Raw genomic sequence first — 20,055 nt, 5'->3', positions numbered from 1 at the left:
TGTCGACGTGTATCCGGAGAACCTGAAGTACACCAGCGAGCACGAGTGGGTGCGCACGCCCGGGGACACCGAGGGATCGGTGCGGGTGGGCATCACCGACTTCGCCCAGGACGCGCTCGGCGACATCGTGTACGTCTCGCTCCCGCAGGTCGGTGACTCGGTGACCGCCGGCGACACGTGCGGCGAGCTCGAGTCCACCAAGTCCGTCAGCGACATCTACGCGCCGGTCACCGGTGAGGTCGTCGCGACCAACGCGGCCCTCGACTCCACCCCGGAGCTGGTCAACAGCGACCCCTACGAGGCCGGGTGGCTGTTCGAGGTCACGGTGTCCGACGCCGCCCAGGTCGACGGCCTCATGGACGCCGCCGCCTACCAGGCCGGCCTGGAGGGCTGACCCGCCCACGCATTGACCGCCGCGCCTCATCCCGGGGCTGGTAGGTTCGGACCAACCGTCAACCTCAACCCTCGCCTGAGGGTTGAGCGTCGATCCCGTCGAGGAGTTTCCATGCCGTTCTGCACCGCCTGTGGCAAGCAGAACCCTGACGATGCCCGCTTCTGTGCCCAGTGCGGCACCAAGCTGCTCGCCGGGGACGACACCGGTGCCAGTGCGTCCGGGGCGAGCCCGGCCGAGTCCACTGCCACCATCACCTTCGGCGTGCCGGACCAGCGCGAGTCCTCGGACCGCCAGCTGAGCCCGGTCGACGCCGCCGCGGTGGACGCCCTCCCGGAGGGCCACGCCCTCCTCGTCGTGCAGCGCGGACCGAGCGCCGGCAGCCGGTTCCTGCTCGACACCGACGTCGTGGGCGCGGGCCGGCACCCCGACAGCGAGATCTTTCTCGACGACGTGACCGTGTCGCGTCGCCACGCGGAGTTCCGTCGCTCCGGGTCGGGGTTCTCCGTCAGCGACGTGGGCAGCCTCAACGGCACCTACGTCAACCGTGACCGCATCGACTCCGTCGAGCTCAACGACGGTGACGAGGTGCAGATCGGCAAGTACCGTCTCGTGTTCTTCTCCGCCCACCCGGACCACTGATCCGTGAGTGCCTCGACGTCCTCGGCTGCGAGTCGCGGCGCCCGGTTCAACATCGGGCAGGTCCTCGACCAGCTGCGCCCCGACTTCCCCGGTGTGACGATCCCCAAGATCCGCTTCCTCGAGGACCAGGGGCTGGTCAAGCCCGAGCGCACCGCTGCCGGCTACCGCAAGTTCTCCGCCGACGACGTCGCGCGGCTGCGCTACATCCTGCTGATGCAGCGCGACCACTACCTGCCGCTGAAGGTCATCGGCGACCACCTCGACGCGATCGACCGCGGTCTCGAGCCGCCGGCGATCGAGTCGGTCGTGCCGACGGTGCCGAAGGTCGCGCTCAGCGCCGACGGCCTGCCGAGCCCGGAGTCGTTCCGGCGCACCAGCGACCTGCGGCTGTCGCGTCGCGAGCTGCTGAAGGTCGCCGACATCTCCGAGGAGCTGCTGGGCCAGCTCGAGCAGTTCGGCCTGATCAGCGCCCGCACCGGCACGGGTCACTTCGACAGCGACGCGCTGGTGGTGGCGCAGACCGCGCGCGAGCTGGCCGACTTCGGCTTCGAGCCGCGCCACCTGCGTGCGTTCAAGACCGCGGCCGACCGTGAGGTGGGCCTGGTGCAGCAGGTCGTCGCGCCCCTGGCTCGCGCCCGTGACGTGGCCGCGCGCGGCCGCGCCGAGGACGCGACCTCGGAGATCGCGGCGCTGTCGGTGCGCCTGCACGCGACGTTGGTGAAGGTCGGCCTCGACCGCGGCTGAGGCCCGGCCCGCACCCGGACCGCAGCCCGGACCCACGCGGTCAGGACACCTGAGTAGTGTGGGTGCATGCGCGAAATGGACGTCGTCGGAGTGCGGGTCGAGATGCCCTCCAACCAGCCCATCGTGCTCCTCCGCGAGGTGACGGGGGAGCGCTACCTCCCCATCTGGATCGGGGCCGTGGAGGCCACGGCGATCGCGTTCGCCCAGCAGGGCGTCACCCCGCCGCGCCCGCTGACCCACGACCTCATGCGCGACGTGCTGGAGGCCACGGGCCAGCGGCTCGACGAGGTGCGCATCGTCGACATGCAGGACGGGATCTTCTTCGCGCAGCTGGTCTTCCACGGCGGGGCCGAGGTGGGCGCCCGCCCGTCCGACTCGATCGCCCTCGCGCTGCGCACCGGTGCCCGCATCGTGTGTGCCGAGGCGGTGCTGGAGGAAGCCGGCCTCGCGGTGCCGGCCGAGCAGGAGGACGAGGTCGAGCGCTTCCGCGAGTTCCTCGACCACGTCTCGCCCGACGACTTCGAGTCCCACTAGCACCGGCGTAGACACTCACCCTCAACCTGAGGTTGAGGGTTGCGACACGCCGCCGCGTGGATGGACAACCCGAACTCCCGGCCTTACCGTGAACTGTCTTCGTTGTAACTCCACCGCTGTGGTTGCCAGCTCCACCGGACGCCGTGCGGGCCCTTCCCCCAGGAGTTACTGCTCAGCGGAGGAACCGACCTGGAGGGTCTGCTGTGGGTAGCAACGAGAACGAACAGGGCGCGGACGCCGCCGGGATCAAGGCTGCGACCGAGGCCGCCGAGCTCGCGGAGGAGCAGGGTCTGCTCTTCGCGGACGACGTCTCCCCGCTGCCGAGCGACACCGGCTACCGCGGTCCCACCGCGTGCAACGCCGCCGGCATCACCTACCGCCAGCTCGACTACTGGGCCCGCACCGGCCTGGTCGAGCCGAGCGTGCGCGGCGCGGCAGGATCCGGCTCGCAGCGTCTCTACTCCTTCCGCGACATCCTGATCCTCAAGGTCGTCAAGCGGCTGCTCGACGCGGGCATCTCGCTGCAGCAGATCCGCACCGCGACGGCCCACCTGCGCGAGCGCGGCACCGACGACCTGACCCGCGTGACGCTGATGAGCGACGGCGCCTCGGTCTACGAGTGCACCAGCAACGACGAGGTCATCGACCTCCTCCAGGGCGGCCAGGGCGTCTTCGGCATCGCCATCGGTGGCGTCTGGCGTGAGATCGAGGGCACCCTCGCCGAGCTGCCGAGCGAGCGAACTGCGGACGACTCGGCCGGCCCGGTCGCCGGTGACGAGCTCGCCGCGCGGCGCGCCGCCCGCCAGACCGGCTGAGCTCGGGCACCACGCTCCGAGCCGCTCGACCACACGACCCTCCGACGAGGCCGCCCGCACCCCGGGCGGCCTCGTTCATTTCCTCCGGGGACCGCTAGACTTCTCCACGCTGACATCCCGTGCGGGAGAGTCACAGCGGCCCTTGGGTCGCAGTGCGCCGAAGGGGCAATTCCTCCCCGGAACCTCTCAGGCACCCGGACCGCACGGGTTGGCACTCTGGAGGCCACCGGGCCGACAGAGGGGGAGGTCTTGCCAGTGACCTCAGGGAGCCCACGTGCCGGACGCCACCTCGACCACCAGCGACTCGCCGATGGGGGAGTTCGTCGCCCGCCACATCGGCCCTGACGACGCCGACGTCGCCCGCATGCTCGAGGCCGTGGGCCACGACTCGCTCGAAGCGCTGATGGCCGCCGCGGTCCCCGGCGGGATCCGCATGGCAGCCGCGCTGGACCTGCCGGACCCGCTCGACGAGGAGGCCACGGCACGGGCGCTGCGCAAGCTCGCCTCGCAGAACCGGCCCGCGGAGGCGATGATCGGCCTCGGCTACCACGCGACCATCACCCCGGCCGTGATCCGGCGCAACGTGCTCGAGGACCCGTCGTGGTACACCGCCTACACGCCCTACCAGCCCGAGATCTCCCAGGGCCGGCTCGAGGCGCTGCTCAACTTCCAGACGGTCGTGGCCGACCTCACCGGCCTGCCCACCGCCAACGCCTCGCTGCTGGACGAGGGAACCGCCGCGGCCGAGGCGATGACCCTGGTGCGCCGCGCCCAGCGCAACGCCTCCGGCCCGTTCGTGGTCGACGCGGACGCCCTGCCGCAGACCATCGACGTGGTCCGCACCCGCGCCGAGGGCATGGGGATCGAGGTGGTCGTGGCCGACCTGACCGACGGCCTCCCCGAGGGTGACCTCTGCGGCGTGCTCGTCCAGTACCCCGGCGCCTCCGGCGCCGTCCTCGACCCGCGCCCGCTGATCGACGCGGTCCACGAGCGCGGGGGGCTGGCCGTCGTCGCCGCCGACATCCTGGCTCTCGCCCTGCTCGAGGCGCCCGGCACCTTCGGCGCCGACGTGGTCGTGGGCTCGTCGCAGCGCTTCGGCGTACCCCTCTTCTACGGCGGACCGCACGCCGGCTTCATGTCCGTCTCCGCCGGGCTCGAGCGGCACCTGCCCGGACGCCTCGTCGGGGTGTCGGTCGACGCCGAGGGCCGCCCGGCCTACCGGCTCGCCCTGCAGACGCGTGAGCAGCACATCCGCCGCGACAAGGCGACCTCCAACATCTGCACCGCCCAGGTGCTGCTGGCGGTCGTCGCCTCGATGTACGCCGTCTACCACGGCCCCGAGGGGCTGCGCCGGATCGCGCAGCGCACGCACGACCATGCCAGCCGCATCGCCGCCGCCCTGCGCGACGGGGGAGTGGAGGTCGTCAACGAGACGTGGTTCGACACCCTCACCGTGTCGGTCCCCGGGCGCGCCGGCGACGTCGTCGCGGCGGCCCGCACCGTCGGGCTGCACCTGCGCCTGATCGACGAGGACCACGTCGGGCTGTCCACGTCGGAGCGCACCAGCCCGTCGACGGTGGCGGCCGTGCTCCGCTCGTTCGGCGTCGGAGCCGCGGCGGACGAGACGGTGTCGGGCCTGCCGGAGCCGCTGCGCCGCACCACGGACTTCCTGACCCACGAGGTCTTCAACACCCACCGCAGCGAGACCCAGATGCTGCGCTACCTCCACAAGCTCTCCAGCCGCGACTACGCGCTGGACCGCGGCATGATCCCGCTCGGCTCCTGCACGATGAAGCTCAACGCCACCACCGAGATGGAGCCGATCAGCCTGCCCGGCTTCGCCGACCTCCACCCGTTCGCGCCGGCGCAGGACGCGACGGGCTACCGCGAGCTCGTCGACGACCTCGAGGGCTGGCTGGCGGAGGTCACCGGCTACGACAAGGTCTCGGTCCAGCCCAACGCCGGCTCGCAGGGCGAGCTCGCCGGTCTGCTGGCCATCCGGGGCTACCACCTCGCCAACGGCGACACCGAGCGCAACGTCTGCCTGATCCCGTCGTCCGCGCACGGCACCAACGCCGCCTCCGCGGTGATGGCGGGGATGAAGGTCGTCGTGGTGAAGGCCTCCGACGACGGCTCGGTCGACCTCGACGACCTGCTCGCCAAGTGCGACCAGCACGCCGAGACGCTGGCCGCGATCATGGTGACCTACCCCTCGACCCACGGGGCCTACGAGGACACCATCACCGACCTGTGCAAGATCGTCCACGACCACGGCGGCCAGGTCTACGTCGACGGGGCCAACCTCAACGCGCTCCTCGGCTACGCGCGACCGGGTGAGTTCGGCGGCGACGTGTCGCACCTCAACCTGCACAAGACCTTCTGCATCCCGCACGGCGGGGGCGGTCCCGGCGTCGGGCCGGTCGCCGTGCGCGCCCACCTGGCGCCGTACCTGCCCTCCCACGGCTGGCACCCGGAGGTCGAGAAGCGGCAGGGGATCGGCCCGATCAGCGCCGCGCCCTACGGCTCGGCCGGCATCCTGCCGATCACCTGGGCCTACATCCGGATGATGGGTGCCTCCGGCCTGACCCGCGCGACCGCCGTGGCCGTGCTGTCCGCCAACTACATCGCCCAGCGGCTGGAGGAGCACTTCCCGGTGCTCTACCGCGGCCACGGCGACCTGGTGGCCCACGAGTGCATCCTTGACCTCCGAGGGATCACCAAGACGAGCGGCGTGAGCGTCGACGACGTCGCCAAGCGGCTCGTCGACTACGGCTTCCACGCCCCGACCATGTCGTTCCCCGTCGCCGGCACCCTGATGGTGGAGCCGACGGAGTCCGAGGACCTGGCCGAGATCGACCGCTTCTGCGACGCGATGATCGCGATCCGCGGCGAGATCGCGCGGGTCGAGGCCGGCGAGTGGACGCCCGAGGACTCGCCGTTGCGGCACGCGCCGCACACGGCCCGTGCGCTGGTGGGTGAATGGGAGCGCCCGTACTCCCGCGAGGTCGGCGTCTTCCCGCAGGGCATCGACCCCGACAAGTACTGGCCGGCGGTCGCCCGCATCGACCAGGCCTACGGCGACCGCAACCTCGTGTGCGCCTGTCCGCCGCCGGAGGCGTTCGCCGAGTGAGCGACCAGCGGCAACGGCTGCTCGACGTCGCGCAGGCCGAGGGCCGTCTGACGTCGGTGGTCGGAGCCGTGTTCGACCGCTACGGCGCGGTGTGGGCCGGTGGCGCGGGCGACGCGCCCGGTCTGGACGGGCAGTACCGCATCGGCTCCATCACCAAGACGATGACCGCGGTCCTGGTGATGCAGGCACGCGACGCCGGGCTGCTCGACCTCGCCGACCCGCTGTCGGCGCACCTGGGCGACGTGGGCTACGGCGAGGTAACGGTCCGTGACGCGCTGGCGCACTCGTCGGGGATGCAGAGCGAGCCGCGCGGACCGTGGTGGGAGCGCACCCGGGGTGGGGACTTCGCCGCCCTGGCGGCGGCCAACGACGGCAGCGGTCGCGTCGCCGGCCCGGGGGAGTGGTTCCACTACTCCAATCTGGGCTACGGACTCCTCGGCGAGGTGCTGGCGCGGAGGATGGGCGCCCCGTGGCGCGCGCTCGTGACCGAGCGCCTGCTCCAGCCGCTCGGCATGCGCGCGACGTCGTACCTCCCGCGGCCCGGCGCGCAGGCGGGCTGGAGCGTGGACCACTTCACCGGGATCCGGGTGCACGAGCCGCTCACCGACACGGGCGCGATGGCGCCCGCCGGCCAGCTCTGGTCGACCCTGGGCGACCTCGTGACGTGGGGACAGGTGCTCGCTGGCGCGCACCCGCACGTCCTCGCGCCCGCGACGCTCGAGGAGATGCAGCAGCCGGTGACCCCCGACTACGGGTTGGGCCTGATGCTCGGGCTGCACCCCGGCGGACGGCTGGTGGGGCACAACGGCTCGATGCCCGGCTTCCTCGCCGCCCTCCACGTCGACCCGGGCAGCGGCATCGGAGGGGTCGTGCTCGCCAACGCCACGACCGGCATCGACCCGCGCGACCTGGCGGTCCGGCTGATCGAGGGCGACCCGGACGCCGACGACGACCGACCGGCGCCGTGGCGACCCACGATCGTGCTGCCCCCGCAGGCGCACGGCGTGCCCGGGCTCTGGTTCTGGGGCAACTCGGCCTACGACGTGCGCTGGCACAACGACGGCCTCGAGCTGCGCGCCATGGCGCGCGGCGGAGTGGTCACCGACCGCTTCGAGCTCGTCGACGGCGTCCTGGTCGGTGTCCTGGGCTACCACCGCGGCGAGCGGCTCGACGTCGTACGCCGTCCGGACGGCTCGATCCGCAACCTCGAGTGCGCGACGTTCGTCTACACGCGCGTGCCCTACGACCCCGACGTCGACGTGCCGGGCGGTCACCCGCACCCTCCCGGACCTGTCCGCTAGGGTCGCCGCACACGCACACTCGGGGGAGAAGCATGCACCGCACCACTCGTTCGGCCCGCGCCCGCGCGCTCGCGGCCACCGTCGTCGCCGTCCTGTCCGCGGCGGTCGCGACCGTCGTCGTCGCGGCGGCCCCGTCCTCGGCCGCCGGCCGGTCCGACGGGCTGTCGGGCTACGCCTTCGACGCCCGCTGCGCGCCGACGCAGGAGCAGATGGACGCGTGGCTCACGTCATCACCGTTCTGGGGAGCCGGCGTCTACATCGGCGGCTCGACCGCGTCCTGCCGGACCACCGCGACCGACCCGGGCCAGCCCCACCTCGACGCGACCTGGGTCGCGCGGCAGCGCTCCGCGGGGTGGCGGGTGCTCCCGATCTGGGTGGGACCGCAGGCATCGTGCAGCGCCTACGCCGACCGGATCGACCCGTCGCCAGCCGCCGACTACGCCGCAGCCGACGCCCGGGGGCACGCCGAGGCCGCCGCAGCGGTCGCCCGGGCGAAGGAGCTCGGCCTGCCGTCGCGCACGACGCTCTGGTACGACCTCGAGGGCGGCTTCGACGTCACCAGCGACGACTGCCGCCGGTCCGCTCTGCGGTTCCTCAGCGGCTGGACGCTCGCGCTCCACGACCTCGGCTACCGCTCGGGCGTCTACTCCAGCATCTCCGCCGGAATCCACGCCCTCGACAACGCCGCCAACGTCTCGCCCGGCTCGTACGCCATGCCCGACCAGGTCTGGTACGCTTGGTACAACGACCGCCCCGACGCCGGCGTCGACGAGCAGTGGGTCCGCGGCTCGAGCTGGGAGGGCGATCGCGTCCACCAGTACGAGGCGCACGTGCCGGCGTCCTACGGTGGCGTCGCGCTGACGATCGACCGCAACTACCTCGAGCTCGACGGCGGGTCGCGCGCTCCGCGCAACCTCCGCGCCTGTGGCGGCACCCGCATCGACGTCCCCGGCAGCACCCGCCTGCACGTGGGCGACCGCGGACCGCGCGTCGAGGCGCTGCAGTGCGTACTCCGCACCCAGGCCCGCTACCGCGGGCGCGTCGACGGGATCTTCGACCGTGACGTCCAGCGGGCCGTGCGTGCCTTCCAGCGCCGCACCGACCTGCAGGTCACCGGCCGGACCGACGCTCGCACGTGGTCCACGCTCTTCGCGCGCGGCTCCACACCGCTGCTCAAGGTCGGCTCCTCCGGCCCGGCCGTGCTGCGCCTCGAGCGTGCGCTGCGCGCCGGCGGCCTCCGCTCGGTGATGGTGACAGGCGTGCTCACCGACCGCACCGCACGCGGCGTGCGCCGCTACCAGCAGCGGGTCGGACAGGTGCCGACCGGTGTCGTCACGGACGAGACCTGGCAGGCGCTGCAGACCGGTCTGCGCTGACCCGCGAACTCCGGCCCGGAGGACGTTTCCGGGCGCTAGTGTGTCCGCGCGGCGATCGGCCCGCGCACCCATCGAGAGGCTGTGGACATGGGACTCTTCCAGGCAGTGACCGGCGCCATCGGCGGGACGCTCGCCGACCAGTGGCTCGACTTCTACGGCGTCCCGGACGGGCTGCCGGCCACCGCCGCGGTGTTCCCCGCGGTGCGCAAGGGCGAGAACGCCGGGCGCGGTGCCAACGACCGCGCCTCCGACGGCGTCATCACCAACGGCTCCAAGATCATCGTGCCGGAGGGATACGGCCTGGTCCTGATGGAGGACGGCGCGTTCACCGGCTTCGCCGCCCAGCCCGGCGGCTACGTCTGGGACTCCGACGAGTCGGCCTCGCAGTCGGTGTTCTCCGGCGGCGGACTGGTCGACTCGCTCATCAAGCAGAGCTGGGAGCGCTTCAAGTTCGGCGGCCGTCCCGGCAGCCAGCAGACCGCGATCTTCGTGACGCTCAAGGAGCTCCCGAACAACAAGTTCGGCACCCAGTCGGAGATCTACTGGGACGACGCGTTCCTCAACACCCAGGTCGGCGCGATCACCCGCGGCACCTACACGCTCAAGATCACCGACCCGCTGACCTTCATCCGCAACTTCGTCTCCGCCGGCGTGATCAGCGGGAAGGCGGTGTTCGACTTCACCGACATCGACAACCCTGCCGGTGAGCAGCTCTTCAACGAGGTCGTCGGGTCGCTGGCGCCGGCCTTCTCGATGTACACCAACGATCCTGCCAAGGGCAACCGGATCAGCCGGCTCCAGCAGGACTCCGTCGGCTTCGCCCACTCGCTGTCGGCGGCGGTGGAGGAGAACTACCGCTGGCGCACCGACCGCGGCCTCGAGATCGTCAAGACCGCGATCATCTCGATCGAGTACGACGAGAACACCCGCGAGCTGCTCAAGAACGTGCAGCGTGCCGACGCCCTGTCGGGCTCGCGCGGCAACTCGAACCTGCAGGCGTCGGTCGCCGCGGGGATCGAGTCCGCCGGCGAGAACGCCGGACCGGGCGGCCTGATCGGCATGGGCATGGCCGCCGGCGGGATGGGCGTGGGCAGCCTCCAGCAGCCGACGCAGGCAGCACCCGCCGCTCCTGCTGCCGCCCCGACCGCCCCGGCCGCCCAGCCGCCGGCCGAGGACCCGGTCGCGATGCTCAAGCGCGCCAAGGAGATGCTCGACGCCGGGCTGATCACCCAGGAGGACTACGACGCCGCGAAGGCGAAGGCCCTGGGCCTCTGAGATGACGCAGGACGCATCGTCGGACGGCTCGACGCCGCGCGATCCCGACGCCCCCGTCTTCGACGGTCCGCCACTCTCCCTGGAGGAGGAGCTGGCGGCCGCGCGCGCCGAGCCCGAGCCCGGGCCGAGCATCGAGACCGTCAACGAGTCGCTCGCCGACGGAGTCAACCGTTGCCCGAAGTGTGGGTCGACGGACGTACGCCAGCGCGCCTCGACGGGGATGCTCGTGTGCCTGTTCTGCCGCCACGAGTGGCAGGAGGCGCGGGTCGAGGAGGAGTTCGGGCTCGGCGTCGGGATCGACGAGCTGGAGGGCACGGTCGTCGCCGGAGGTGCCGGCGAGATCTCCTCCGAGGAGGACGTGATCACCCTGACGTGCGGCGGCTGCGGCGCCGACGTCGTGGTGGACACGGCGCACGCGATGAACGCGCGCTGCCACTGGTGCCGGCACACCCTCAACGTCAACCAGCGCACGCCCAACGGCGCCGTGCCCGACGCGGTGCTGCCGTTCCGGCTGACCCACGCCGAGGCGGTGGAGAAGATCCGCGAGTTCGCCTCCAAGCGCCGCCTGTTCGCGCACCCGCGGTTCAAGAAGGAGTTCGTCCCCGAGAACGTCCTCGGGGTCTACCTGCCCTACCTCGTGATCGACGCGCGGGCCGAGGCGTCGTACGTCGGGACGGGCGAGGTGCAGACGCGTCGCTGGACCGAGAAGACCGGCGACAGCACGACGACGTACTACGCCGCGGACGTCTACCGCGTCGACCGCTCCGTGGCGTTCACCGTCGACGACCTGACCGTCGAGGGAGCCGCGGACCGCGCCGACTTCGACGGCTCGACCACCAACAACATCGTCAACACGATCCTGCCGTTCGACACGAAGAACGCCGTGAAGTGGAACTCCAGCTATCTCGTCGGCTTCACCAGCGAGAAGCGCGACCTCGACGTGGAGGACCTCCAGCCGGTGCTCCAGGACCAGCTGCTCTCGATCGGCCGCTCGCAGGTGCAGGGCTCGCTCTCGCAGTTCGACCGCGGCGTGCGCTGGGAGGCCGAGCGGGTCGACGTCGGCGGCTCGCGGTGGGTGTCGATGTACCTGCCCGTGTGGCTCTACTCCTACTACCAGGAGAACACCGAGATTCTGCACTACATCGCGGTCAACGCGCGCACGGGCGAGACGATGGGCAGCGTCCCGGTCTCGCAGTGGCGCCTCGTCGCCGCAGCACTGACCGTCGGCACCTTCCTCGAGGGCATCGCCGGCTGGATCCTGGTGGCGACGGCATGATCCTCGAGATCACGCAGGTCGCGGTGATGGCCGGTGACAGCGTCCCGGCGTGGATCCTCGCTGCCGGCCCGGCCGGGGCAGCTGCGACCTACTGGGCGCTCTACCGCTACTACCGCAACACCGACAAGTCGCACGCCTACGAGCGCGACACCCTGATCGCGGCACAGCCCGTGCAGGGGTCCCAGGAGAAGGTCGACCACATCTCCCGGACGCGCGACTCCGACATCGACGGCGACAACTCGGGCAAGCACCGCCAGCGCGTCCAGCGGCTCGGCTGACCTACACCCCCTGCGACACGCTCGACATGTTGAAGTCGGGGATGCGGAGCGCCGGGGTGGCCGTCCGGGAGAAGTAGTCGTCGCCCCACTCGCGGCTGAAGCTCGGCACCGAGGTCGTCGCCGCGCTGAACCGGTTGAGCAGGTCGATCGGGCTCTCGTTCCAGCGGAAGTTGTTGGCCGCGCCGACGATCTCGCCGTCCTCGACGACGTAGACGCCGTCGCGGGTCAGGCCGGTGAGGAGCATGGTCTGCGGGTCGACCTCGCGGATGTACCACAGGCAGGTGAGCAGCAGGCCGCGCTGCACCCCGGCGACCATGTCCTCGATCGACCCCGCCCCGTCGCCCACCTCGAGCACGAGGTTGTCGATCATCGGGGTGACGGGCTGACCGGTCATCCCGGCCGAGTGCCGGGTCTGGAGCAGGCCGGTGAGCAGGCCGTCGCGGATCCAGTCGGTCCGCTCGAGCGGGAGGCCGTTGTCGAAGACGGAGTCGGTGTTGCCCGACGCGCCCGCGATGACGAACGGCGAGCACTCCAGGCCGGGGTGGGCCGGGTCGGAGAACAGGTTGACCCCGGGGGCGGCGATCTTGTCGCCGATGCGGGTGCCACCGCCGCGCCGGCTGTAGACCGACTCGCCCTCGTGGGCCACGCGGGCGCCCGCACCCCAGTAGGCGTCGATCATCAGGTCGGCCACCGACGACGGCGGGAGGATCGTGTCGTAGCGCCCGGCGGGCAGGTCGATGCGGCGCTCAGCCCACGCCAGTCGCTGCGCGGCCGTCGAGGCCATCGCGGCGGCGTCGACGTCGCGGAAGTCCCGGGTGGCGCCGCCGGTCCAGGCGCTCCGGGTGAGCGAGGAGTCCTTGGCGGTGCACGCGTAGTGGCCGGTGGGCTGGACGTGCCTGAGGCGGAGGCTGCGGCTCGATCCGAGGTAGGTCGTCTCCACCTCGTGGTTGACGAAGCCGTAGAGCAGCCGGTCCTCGGCGGTCGCCTGGGCGAAGGCCTCGCCCAGGGCCGGCGCGAACGCGGAGTAGACGCCGATGTCGGTGGTGCCGGGCGCGTCGTCCCAGTCGGGTGAGGTCGCGTCGGCGAGCAGCTCGGCGGCGTCCTCGGCGGGCGAGCCGGCGCGCGCGGCGGCGTCCGCCGCCGCGACGATGGTGCTGACCTGCGCCGGGGTGGCGGCGCTGCCCGACACCGAACCGGTGGCGATCCCACCCTCGACCGCGGCGAAGCTGACCACCGTCACCGAGACCTCGGTCATGACGCCGTTGGTCGTCAGCGTGTTGTTGGCCCAGCGCAGGTTGGCGCTGGTGACGTCGCGGACGATCGCGACGCAGTCGTCGGCGGTGGAGGTCGCGAGCGCGTGCTCGACGAGCTGCTGGGCGGTGTGTGCGGTCGTCATCAGTGGCCTGCCTCGTCGATGGTGTTGAGGATGTTGACGCCGCGGAACAGGGCCGTCGGGCAGCCGTGGCTGACCGCGGCCACCTGGCCGGGCTGGGCCTTCCCGCAGTTGAACGCGCCGCCGAGCACCCACGTGTCGGGGCCGCCGACCGCCTCCATCGATCCCCAGAAGTCGGTGGTCGTCGCCTGGTAGGCGACGTCGCGCAGCATGCCGTCGAGCTTGCCGTCGGTGATCTTGTAGAACCGCTGGCCGGTGAACTGGAAGTTGAACCGCTGCATGTCGATGCTCCACGACTTGTCACCCACGACGTAGATGCCGCGCTCGACCCTGGAGATCAGGTCGTCGGTGGAGATGTCGTCGGTGCCCGGCATGAGCGAGACGTTGGCCATCCGCTGGATCGGGATGTGGCCGGGGGAGTCGGCGTACGCGCACCCGTTGGACCGGCCGCCGTTGAGCTCCGGCTTGAGGTGCCCCATCGAGCGGTCGAGCTGGTAGCCCACGAGGAGTCCGTCGCGGACGATGTCCCACGTCTGCGTCTGCACGCCCTCGTCGTCGTAGCCGACGGTGGCCAGGCCGTGCTCCTGGGTGCGGTCGCCCTGCACGTTCATGACGTCCGAGCCGTAGCGCAGCGTGCCGAGCTTGTCGTAGGTCGCGAAGGAGGTCCCGGCGTAGTTGGCCTCGTAGCCGAGGGCACGGTCGAGCTCGGTCGCGTGGCCGACGGACTCGTGGATGGTGAGCCAGAGGTTGGAAGGGTGCACGACCAGGTCGTAGGTCCCTGCCTCGACGCTGGGGGCCTTGAGCTTCTCGGCGAGGAGCTCGGGGACCTCGGCCAGCTCGGCGTCCCAGTCCCAGTGGGAACCGATGAGGTACTCCCAGCCGCGTCCCACCGGCGGGGCGATCGAGGCCATCGAGTCGAAGATCCCTGTGTCCGCATCCTCGCCGGTGGCCTCGAAGCCGGGCTGCAGGCGTACGCGCTGCTGGGTGGTGCGGGTGCCGGACAGGTCGGCGTAGTACTTGTTCTCCTGCACCTGCTGGAGGAACGCGGTCGCGTGGGCGACCGCGGCACCGGAGCGCAGCCGGTCGGTCCAGTCGACCAGCAGCGCAGCCTTCTCCGGGGTCGGCACCTCCAGCGGGTTGACGTCGTAGCCGGAGACCCAGGTGACGTCGTCGTGGACGGGCTCGGGCGCCAGCTCCACGGGGGTGGTGGTCATCGCGGCCGCCACCTTGGCGACGGCGACCGCCGTCTCGGCCACGCGTCGGGCCTCCTCGTCGGTCAGCACCACTCCCGACGCGAAGCCCCACGCGCCGTCGTGGACGACCCGCACCGCGAAGCCGAGGTCCTCGGCGTCGCTCGCGGTCTGCAGGATGCCGTCGCGCGCGCCGAGGTACTGGTAGCGGTTGCGCTCGAAGCGGAAGTCCGCATGGCTGGCGCCGAGCTCCTGGGCACGGGCCAGGGCCACGTCGCCGAGGCGGCGGTGCGGCAGGTCGCTGAAGGTCGGGTCGAGCCCGGGCGCACTCATGGGCAGAACCTATCGGAGCACGGATCAGCCGAGGCTCAGGGACGTACGGCTGCCGTGTCGGCCGCGGTGCACCCTCAGCTGCGCCGGGATGCGGGTCTGCAGCTCGGGGACATGGCTCACCACGCCCACGACGCGACCTCCGTCGCGCAGGGAGTCGAGGGTGTCCATCACGTCCTCCAGGGTCTCCGCGTCGAGCGAGCCGAACCCCTCGTCGACGAACAGCGTGTCGAGGTCGGTGCCGCCCGCCTCCTCGGTGATGACATCGGCCAGCCCCAGGGCGAGGGCCAGCGACACCACGAAGGTCTCGCCGCCGGACAGCGTGGCTGGGTCGCGGCTGTCACCGGTCCAGTCGTCGCGGACCAGCAGGCTGAGCCCACCGCGCCGCTCGCCCGCGCCACGCCGGCCGGTGTGGACGAGGGAGTAGCGCTGGTCGCTCATGGTCGACAGGCGCAGGTTGGCCGCCTCGACGACCTGGCCGAGCCGGTGGGTCAGGACGTAGGCCGAGAGCCGCATCTGGAGCCGGTTGTCCGGGTGCTTGCCCTCGACGAGCGCGGCCAGGTCGGCGACGAGGTCGAGCTCGTCGCGCAGGGGCGCCCAGGAGGACAACGCGCCGTCGGTCTCGTCGGCGAGGCCGCGCAACCGTCTGCCCCGCTCGCGCAACGCCACGTCGAGGTGGCGCGCCGCTGCTGCGGCTTCCTTGGCGCGGTGCTGCTCCTGCGCCAGCCGTTCGAGGTCGGGAGCCTCGGCCTCGGCCGAGCGGACGAGGTCCTCGTCGGCGAGCAGGTCGCGCACGCGGACCGCCTCGCGCTCGTGCCGCTCGATCTGCTGTTGCAACGAGGCGAGGTCGGCTTCGGGGAGCCAGGCGGTCGCCGCCTCGGCGGACGACGCGAAGCCCGCCTCGGCGGCCACGGCGTCAGCCGCTGCCTGGGTGCTGGTCGCGGTGGCGCGGGCGCGGGCGAGGTCTGCGGCGAGGTCGAGGCACCGACCGGCAAGCTCCTCCACTCGTTGGTGGAAGGACGTCAGGGTGTCGAGGTCGGAGCCGTCCGGGACGACGTCCGCCACCTGGCGGTGCAGGTCGGCGATGCGCGAGGTCAGCACGGCGGACTCGGTGTCGAGCGTGGAGGTCGCGGCGAGGAGTGCCTCCCGCTCGCGAGCGAGGGTGTCACGCTCGGCGTCGAGGGCCTCGGCACGCGCCGCGAGGTCATCGACGGTCGCCGCCTCCGTGCGGGCGAGGTCGAGCCGGGCCAGCACGTCGGCCTCCTGGGCGAGCAGCTGCTCGACAGAGCTTCCGGCCTCGGCGAGGGCGGTCGCGCGCTGGGTCTCCAGCCCGCGCACCTGCTGGGCGTGCGCCTCCACCACGACCTCGAGGTCGTCGACCTCCCGGCGTGCCTCGCGCTCGGCAGTGTCATCGGGTGCGCCGGGAGCGGGGGAGGCGGGGGAGGGGTGCTCGGCGGACCCGCACACGGGGCAGCACGCGCCGACGGCCAGCTTGCCCGCGATCTCGGCCGCCATGCCGTCGAGGCGCCGCTCACGGATCTCCACCAGCGTCTCGCGGGCGAGCAGGCGGGCCTCCGCGGCCTCGGCGAGGGCCTGCTCGGCCTCCACCAGCTGGGTGGCCAGCGACCGGGCAGAACGTGCAGCCCGGGTGCGGGCGCGGACCGCCTCGAGCTCGGAGGCCAGGGCCCGGGTGAGGACGACGGCGTCGCGTGCGGCGGCGAGGCCGGGCTCCAGCGAGGCCACCAGGGCGGGCAGCTCCCCGGCCCGGGCGTCGATGCGGCCCAGCGCGGTGGCGGTCTCCTCGCGGGAGCGCTGGACCCGGGCCACCTGCCGCTCGAGGTCGAGGGTCTCGCGCTGAAGGGGGCGCACGCGTGCGATCTCGGTCAGCGTGCGGGTGGCGACGCGCCGGTGCTCGGCGATCTCCTGGTCGTCGAGCGAGGAGCTGTCGTCCTCGAGCCTGGCGAGCAGGGCGGACAGGTCCTCGCGTGCGGCACCGGACTGCCGGTCGAGCTCGCCGACCGCCGTGCGGGCGCTGACGGCCAGGTCGTGGAGCGGACGGACGGCGGCGGCGCGCTGGGCCCGGGCGGCGCGTCGCTGGCGGACGCCGTGCTCCTCGGCACCGGCCTCGAGGTCGGCCCAGGCGCGGCGCGCGGCGGCGTACGTCGCCCGCCGCCCGGCGAGCTCGCTGCCGGCGGCCGAGGCCTCGGCCGCGGCGAGCTCCGCTGCCGACGCCGCCTCGACCCGGTCGGCCTGCTCGGCGGACGCGGCGAGCGCCGCGGTCGTGAGCTGACCGGTCCAGGCGCGCAGCTCCTCAGGGTCGCTCTGCCAGCCGTGCGGTGCGTCGTCGGAGGCCACCTCGCTGACCCGACTGACCAGGTCGGCCACCGCTGCCTGGTGCGTCTCTGACGCGCGGCGCAGCTCCACGCGCCGGTCGCGGAGCCACCGCTCGACACGGTCGAAGCGACCGGTCTGGAAGACCTGCTGCAGCAGCGCCTGCCGGTCCTCGGAGCGTGCCCGCAGGAACGCCTGGAACCTGCCCTGCGGGAGCAGCGCGACCTGGCAGAACTGGGGGAGCGTCATGCCGACCAGCCGGGTGACGAGGTGGCCCGCCTCGTCGAGGCGGGTGCTGAGGGGATGCCACACGTCGGCGCCGTCGGCGGTCGGACGCCGTTCGGAGATCACCACGCGCGCCTGCTCGGTGGTGGTGCCGGCGCCGCGCTTCTTGGGTCTGGTCCACGACGGGGACCGGTCGATCCGGAAGCGACGCCCTGCCAGGGTGGCCTCGAGGACCACCCGGGGCACGACGTCGTCGCCGACATGGTCGGAGCGCAGTCGCTTGGCGGTGGACCGGTCACCGGGCACGTCGCCGTAGAGCGCGAAGCACACGGCGTCGAGGACGCTCGACTTGCCCGCCCCCGTCGGGCCGCTCAGCAGGAACAGGCCGGCGTCGGAGAGCGGGTCGAAGTCGATGCGCGTCGTGTCGGCGAACGGCCCGAACCCGGTGATCTCGAGGTGGTGGAGCCTCATGCCGCACCGCCTTCTGCCGTGCCTGCTCGCACCCCGTCCTGGTCGGGGTCGTGGCAGCAGCCGTCGATCGCCTCCTGGAGCAGGTCGGACTCTGCGGTGGTCGCGGCGACGCCCCGCACGTGGCGGACGAAGTCGAGTGAGATCGCGTGGTCGCTGTGCCCGGACGTCGGCCGGGCCGGCGTGGTCGGGTCGGCGACAGGCGTGGGGAACTGCAGGACCAAGGTGTGCGGGAAGCGTCGCCGCAGCTGCTCCATGGCTCGGGCCGGGCGGGGCACGTCGGTGAGGGTGGCCTGCACCCAGTCGTGCTCCCGGTCGGTGAGGCTGCGGTCGTCGAGCAGGTCGGCGAGCGAGCCCGCGATCCGCGAGAGGCGACGCGGGACCGGTGCGTCGATCCACCGGGCACTCGAGAAACCCGTCGCGTCGAGCTCGACCAGCCAGCAGCCCTTGGCCTGGTCGGCCTCGGAGAACGAGTAGGCCAGCGGGGAGCCGGAGTAGCGCAGCGCGGGCGCGAGCTCGTGGGGGCCGTGGAGGTGGCCGAGGGCGGTGTAGTCGATGCCGTCGAAGGTGCTGGTGGCCACGCGTGAGACGCCGCCGACGCTGATGTCGCGCTCGGACTCCGACGGCGTCGCGCCGGCGACGAAGGCGTGGGCGAGCACGACGGAGCGGGTGCGGGACGGGCGGGCGGCCAGGTCGCGGCGGACGCGGGTCATGGCCTCGCCCAGCGCCGCCTGGTGGCTGCGGTGACCCAGCCCCCACGGCTCGAGGAGCGCGGAGGGGTCGAGGTAGGGGATGGCGTGGAAGGCCACCTCGCCGTGCCTGTCCTCGAGGACGACCGGGGTGCCCACCGAGGACGGGTCGGTGCGCACGAAGACGCCGGCCGCGTCCATCAGCCGGGAGCCGAAGCCGAGGCGCTGGGCGCTGTCGTGGTTGCCGCTGCTGACGACCACGCGGGCGCGGGATGATGCGAGGCGCGCGAACGCCTCGTCGGCCAGCGCCACCGCGTCGACGTGGGGGAGGGCGCGGTCGAAGATGTCGCCGGAGACGACCACCACGTCCACCTGCTCCGCTGCGACCACCTCGAGGAGGTGGTCGACGAACGCACCCTGGTGGCCCAGGAGGTCCTCGCGGTGGAAGGACCTCCCGAGGTGCCAGTCAGAGGTGTGGAGGATGCGCACACGACGACCGTAGGTCCCGGCACCGACAGCGGTCGGCCACCACGCCGCTCGCGCCGTCAGTGGTAGCGGACGGTGCGTCCCGCGGAGGTGAATCCCCAGAGGTCGATGCCGGCCTCGTGGGCCAGTCCGGCCGCCAGGCTGGTGGGGGCACCGACCGCGACGATCGAGCCGATCCCGCTCGCGGCGGCCTTCTGCACCAGCTCGAACCCCACCCGGCCGCTCAGCACCAGGCAGGCGGCGGCCGGGGCCTCTCCGGCGAGCACGCGGGCGCCGACGACCTTGTCCACCGCGTTGTGCCGCCCGACGTCCTCCCGCACGACCAGCATGGCGCCGTCGGCCTCCGCCAGCGCGGCGGCGTGCACGCCGCCCGTCCTGGCGAAGAGCGACTGTCGCTCCCGCAGCGCCTCCGGCAGGCGGCGTACGACGTCCGCGCCGGGGCGCGCTCCCGACCAGGGGGCCGCGGTGCGGGTCTCCAGCGCCGCCGCCACGCTGTCCTTGCCGCAGACGCCGCAGGCCGACGAGCCCGCGGACGCGGCGACATGGCGGTGGGGCACGTCGGCCTCCGCGGTGAGGGTGACGGTGACGACGTTGAACTCCTGCTCGTCGCTCAGGTCGGCGTCGGTGCAGTAGGCCACTTGGGCCACCGAGTGTGGGGTGGCCAGGCCCTCGTTGACGAGCCAGCCTGCCGCGAGCTCGAAGTCGTGCCCCGGGGTGCGCATGGTGACCCAGGCCCGGCGGGCAGCCAGGGCTCCCGCGCGCACGCGGATCTCCAGGGGCTCCTCGGTGATGAGGCGGTCCTCGCGCGCCACGGGGTCGCCGGCGGAGTGCTCCACGACGCGGGTCCGCACCGACGGCCCGGGTCGCCGCACACGCTCGCTCGTCACTCCTCGACCCTAACCGCTGGGTGTCCGACATCACGTGGTCGGCGATGGGAGATAACGATTCTGCAACCGTAGAATGTAAGAGCCGCAAAGGAGCGGCTACTTCTTACACACCACGTGAGGGACAGAAGCCCTCGAAAGGACAGATCTCCATGACCACGCAGCTGCACGTCGCCTTCAGCCTCGTTGACTCGCGAGCGCACTCGGCCGAGGACCGTGCCCTCCTGCGCAACGTGGAGATCGCCCGCCGCGAGGAGCGCCGCGCCCGTCGCGCCGCGCGCCGCGCCAGCCGCTGAC

17 protein-coding genes and 1 riboswitch are annotated in these 20,055 nt (G+C 72.5%); of the genes, 12 read left to right on the top strand and 5 right to left on the bottom strand.

Annotated features, from left to right (window positions below; all coding sequences use genetic code 11):
- Positions 1–7 precede the first annotated feature (7 nt).
- The 11 genes from gcvH to ACS3YM_RS08345 all read left to right on the top strand — a co-directional run bounded on the left by gcvH (position 8) and on the right by ACS3YM_RS08345 (position 11,762).
- Complete coding sequence (gene gcvH, locus ACS3YM_RS08395; protein ID WP_439939607.1) at positions 8–394, top strand: glycine cleavage system protein GcvH; 387 nt, start codon at positions 8–10, stop codon at positions 392–394.
- Between the two features lie 111 nt (positions 395–505).
- Positions 506–1,033: an FHA domain-containing protein gene (locus ACS3YM_RS08390; RefSeq protein WP_439939606.1), complete on the top strand. Its 528-nt coding sequence runs from the start codon at positions 506–508 to the stop codon at positions 1,031–1,033.
- 3 nt (positions 1,034–1,036) lie between these two features.
- Complete coding sequence (ftsR, locus tag ACS3YM_RS08385) at positions 1,037–1,777, top strand: transcriptional regulator FtsR (RefSeq protein WP_439939605.1); 741 nt, start codon at positions 1,037–1,039, stop codon at positions 1,775–1,777.
- Between the two features lie 66 nt (positions 1,778–1,843).
- Positions 1,844–2,311: a bifunctional nuclease family protein gene (locus ACS3YM_RS08380; RefSeq protein ID WP_439939604.1), complete on the top strand. Its 468-nt coding sequence runs from the start codon at positions 1,844–1,846 to the stop codon at positions 2,309–2,311.
- A gap of 203 nt (positions 2,312–2,514) precedes the next feature.
- Positions 2,515–3,126 carry a MerR family transcriptional regulator gene (locus tag ACS3YM_RS08375; RefSeq protein WP_439939603.1) on the top strand — a complete coding sequence of 204 codons (612 nt, stop codon included), beginning with the start codon at positions 2,515–2,517 and terminating at the stop codon, positions 3,124–3,126.
- 112 nt (positions 3,127–3,238) lie between these two features.
- A riboswitch (glycine riboswitch) is annotated at positions 3,239–3,338 on the top strand.
- 98 nt (positions 3,339–3,436) lie between these two features.
- A complete protein-coding gene (gene gcvP / locus ACS3YM_RS08370) occupies positions 3,437–6,256 on the top strand; it encodes an aminomethyl-transferring glycine dehydrogenase (RefSeq protein ID WP_439939857.1) in 2,820 nt (939 codons plus the stop codon).
- Positions 6,253–7,557 (top strand): serine hydrolase domain-containing protein, encoded by a 1,305-nt coding sequence (locus ACS3YM_RS08365; protein WP_439939602.1) that lies wholly within the window; start codon positions 6,253–6,255, stop codon positions 7,555–7,557. Before gcvP ends, ACS3YM_RS08365 begins: the two co-directional genes overlap by 4 nt.
- A gap of 32 nt (positions 7,558–7,589) precedes the next feature.
- Positions 7,590–8,933, top strand: coding sequence for a glycoside hydrolase domain-containing protein (locus tag ACS3YM_RS08360; RefSeq protein WP_439939601.1), 1,344 nt, complete (start codon positions 7,590–7,592; stop codon positions 8,931–8,933).
- An 87-nt stretch (positions 8,934–9,020) separates the two neighbouring features.
- Entirely contained in the window at positions 9,021–10,208 is a 1,188-nt protein-coding gene (locus ACS3YM_RS08355) for an SHOCT domain-containing protein (RefSeq protein ID WP_439939600.1), read from the top strand.
- A gap of 1 nt (position 10,209) precedes the next feature.
- A complete protein-coding gene (locus ACS3YM_RS08350; RefSeq protein WP_439939599.1) occupies positions 10,210–11,484 on the top strand; it encodes a TFIIB-type zinc ribbon-containing protein in 1,275 nt (424 codons plus the stop codon).
- A complete protein-coding gene (locus ACS3YM_RS08345) occupies positions 11,481–11,762 on the top strand; it encodes a hypothetical protein (protein ID WP_439939598.1) in 282 nt (93 codons plus the stop codon). The genes ACS3YM_RS08350 and ACS3YM_RS08345 overlap by 4 nt, the downstream gene beginning before the upstream one ends.
- Before the next feature lies 1 nt (position 11,763).
- On the opposite strand, the gene ACS3YM_RS08340 is transcribed toward ACS3YM_RS08345, so the two are convergent.
- Genes ACS3YM_RS08340 through ACS3YM_RS08320 form a run of 5 tightly spaced genes read right to left on the bottom strand, consistent with a single transcriptional unit; the run spans position 11,764 to position 19,761 of the window.
- Complete coding sequence (locus ACS3YM_RS08340; RefSeq protein WP_439939597.1) at positions 11,764–13,158, bottom strand: metallopeptidase TldD-related protein; 1,395 nt, start codon at positions 13,156–13,158, stop codon at positions 11,764–11,766.
- Entirely contained in the window at positions 13,158–14,678 is a 1,521-nt protein-coding gene (locus tag ACS3YM_RS08335; protein ID WP_439939596.1) for a TldD/PmbA family protein, read from the bottom strand. Before ACS3YM_RS08335 ends, ACS3YM_RS08340 begins: the two co-directional genes overlap by 1 nt.
- A gap of 24 nt (positions 14,679–14,702) precedes the next feature.
- On the bottom strand, positions 14,703–17,702 hold the full coding sequence (locus ACS3YM_RS08330; RefSeq protein WP_439939595.1) for an AAA family ATPase: 3,000 nt from the start codon (positions 17,700–17,702) through the stop codon (positions 14,703–14,705).
- On the bottom strand, positions 17,699–18,877 hold the full coding sequence (locus ACS3YM_RS08325) for an exonuclease SbcCD subunit D (RefSeq protein ID WP_439939594.1): 1,179 nt from the start codon (positions 18,875–18,877) through the stop codon (positions 17,699–17,701). Before ACS3YM_RS08325 ends, ACS3YM_RS08330 begins: the two co-directional genes overlap by 4 nt.
- Positions 18,878–18,933: 56 nt before the next feature.
- Entirely contained in the window at positions 18,934–19,761 is an 828-nt protein-coding gene (locus ACS3YM_RS08320) for a formate dehydrogenase accessory sulfurtransferase FdhD (RefSeq protein WP_439939593.1), read from the bottom strand.
- Positions 19,762–19,910: 149 nt separating this feature from the next.
- Between ACS3YM_RS08320 and ACS3YM_RS08315 the strand changes: the two genes are divergently transcribed.
- On the top strand, positions 19,911–20,054 hold the full coding sequence (locus ACS3YM_RS08315) for a hypothetical protein (RefSeq protein WP_439939592.1): 144 nt from the start codon (positions 19,911–19,913) through the stop codon (positions 20,052–20,054).
- The last annotated feature ends 1 nt before the right edge of the window (position 20,055 follow it).

The sequence above is a fragment of the Nocardioides sp. N13(2025) genome (genome assembly GCF_051912545.1).
In the GTDB taxonomy this organism is placed as follows: Bacteria; Actinomycetota; Actinomycetes; order Propionibacteriales; family Nocardioidaceae; genus Nocardioides.
This window is presented reverse-complemented; position numbering and strand designations above follow the sequence as displayed.

Excerpts from the sequence above, each read along its gene's own strand:
- ACS3YM_RS08390 (WP_439939606.1), top strand. The coding sequence starts at position 506 with ATGCCGTTCTGCACCGCCTGTGGCAAGCAGAACCCTGACGATGCCCGC.
- ACS3YM_RS08380 (WP_439939604.1), top strand. The coding sequence starts at position 1,844 with ATGCGCGAAATGGACGTCGTCGGAGTGCGGGTCGAGATGCCCTCCAAC.
- gcvP (WP_439939857.1), top strand. The coding sequence starts at position 3,437 with ATGGGGGAGTTCGTCGCCCGCCACATCGGCCCTGACGACGCCGACGTC.
- ACS3YM_RS08360 (WP_439939601.1), top strand. The coding sequence starts at position 7,590 with ATGCACCGCACCACTCGTTCGGCCCGCGCCCGCGCGCTCGCGGCCACC.
- ACS3YM_RS08355 (WP_439939600.1), top strand. The coding sequence starts at position 9,021 with ATGGGACTCTTCCAGGCAGTGACCGGCGCCATCGGCGGGACGCTCGCC.
- ACS3YM_RS08350 (WP_439939599.1), top strand. The coding sequence starts at position 10,210 with ATGACGCAGGACGCATCGTCGGACGGCTCGACGCCGCGCGATCCCGAC.
- ACS3YM_RS08345 (WP_439939598.1), top strand. The coding sequence starts at position 11,481 with ATGATCCTCGAGATCACGCAGGTCGCGGTGATGGCCGGTGACAGCGTC.
- ACS3YM_RS08340 (WP_439939597.1), bottom strand. The coding sequence starts at position 13,158 with ATGACGACCGCACACACCGCCCAGCAGCTCGTCGAGCACGCGCTCGCG.
- ACS3YM_RS08335 (WP_439939596.1), bottom strand. The coding sequence starts at position 14,678 with ATGAGTGCGCCCGGGCTCGACCCGACCTTCAGCGACCTGCCGCACCGC.
- ACS3YM_RS08330 (WP_439939595.1), bottom strand. The coding sequence starts at position 17,702 with ATGAGGCTCCACCACCTCGAGATCACCGGGTTCGGGCCGTTCGCCGAC.
- ACS3YM_RS08315 (WP_439939592.1), top strand. The coding sequence starts at position 19,911 with ATGACCACGCAGCTGCACGTCGCCTTCAGCCTCGTTGACTCGCGAGCG.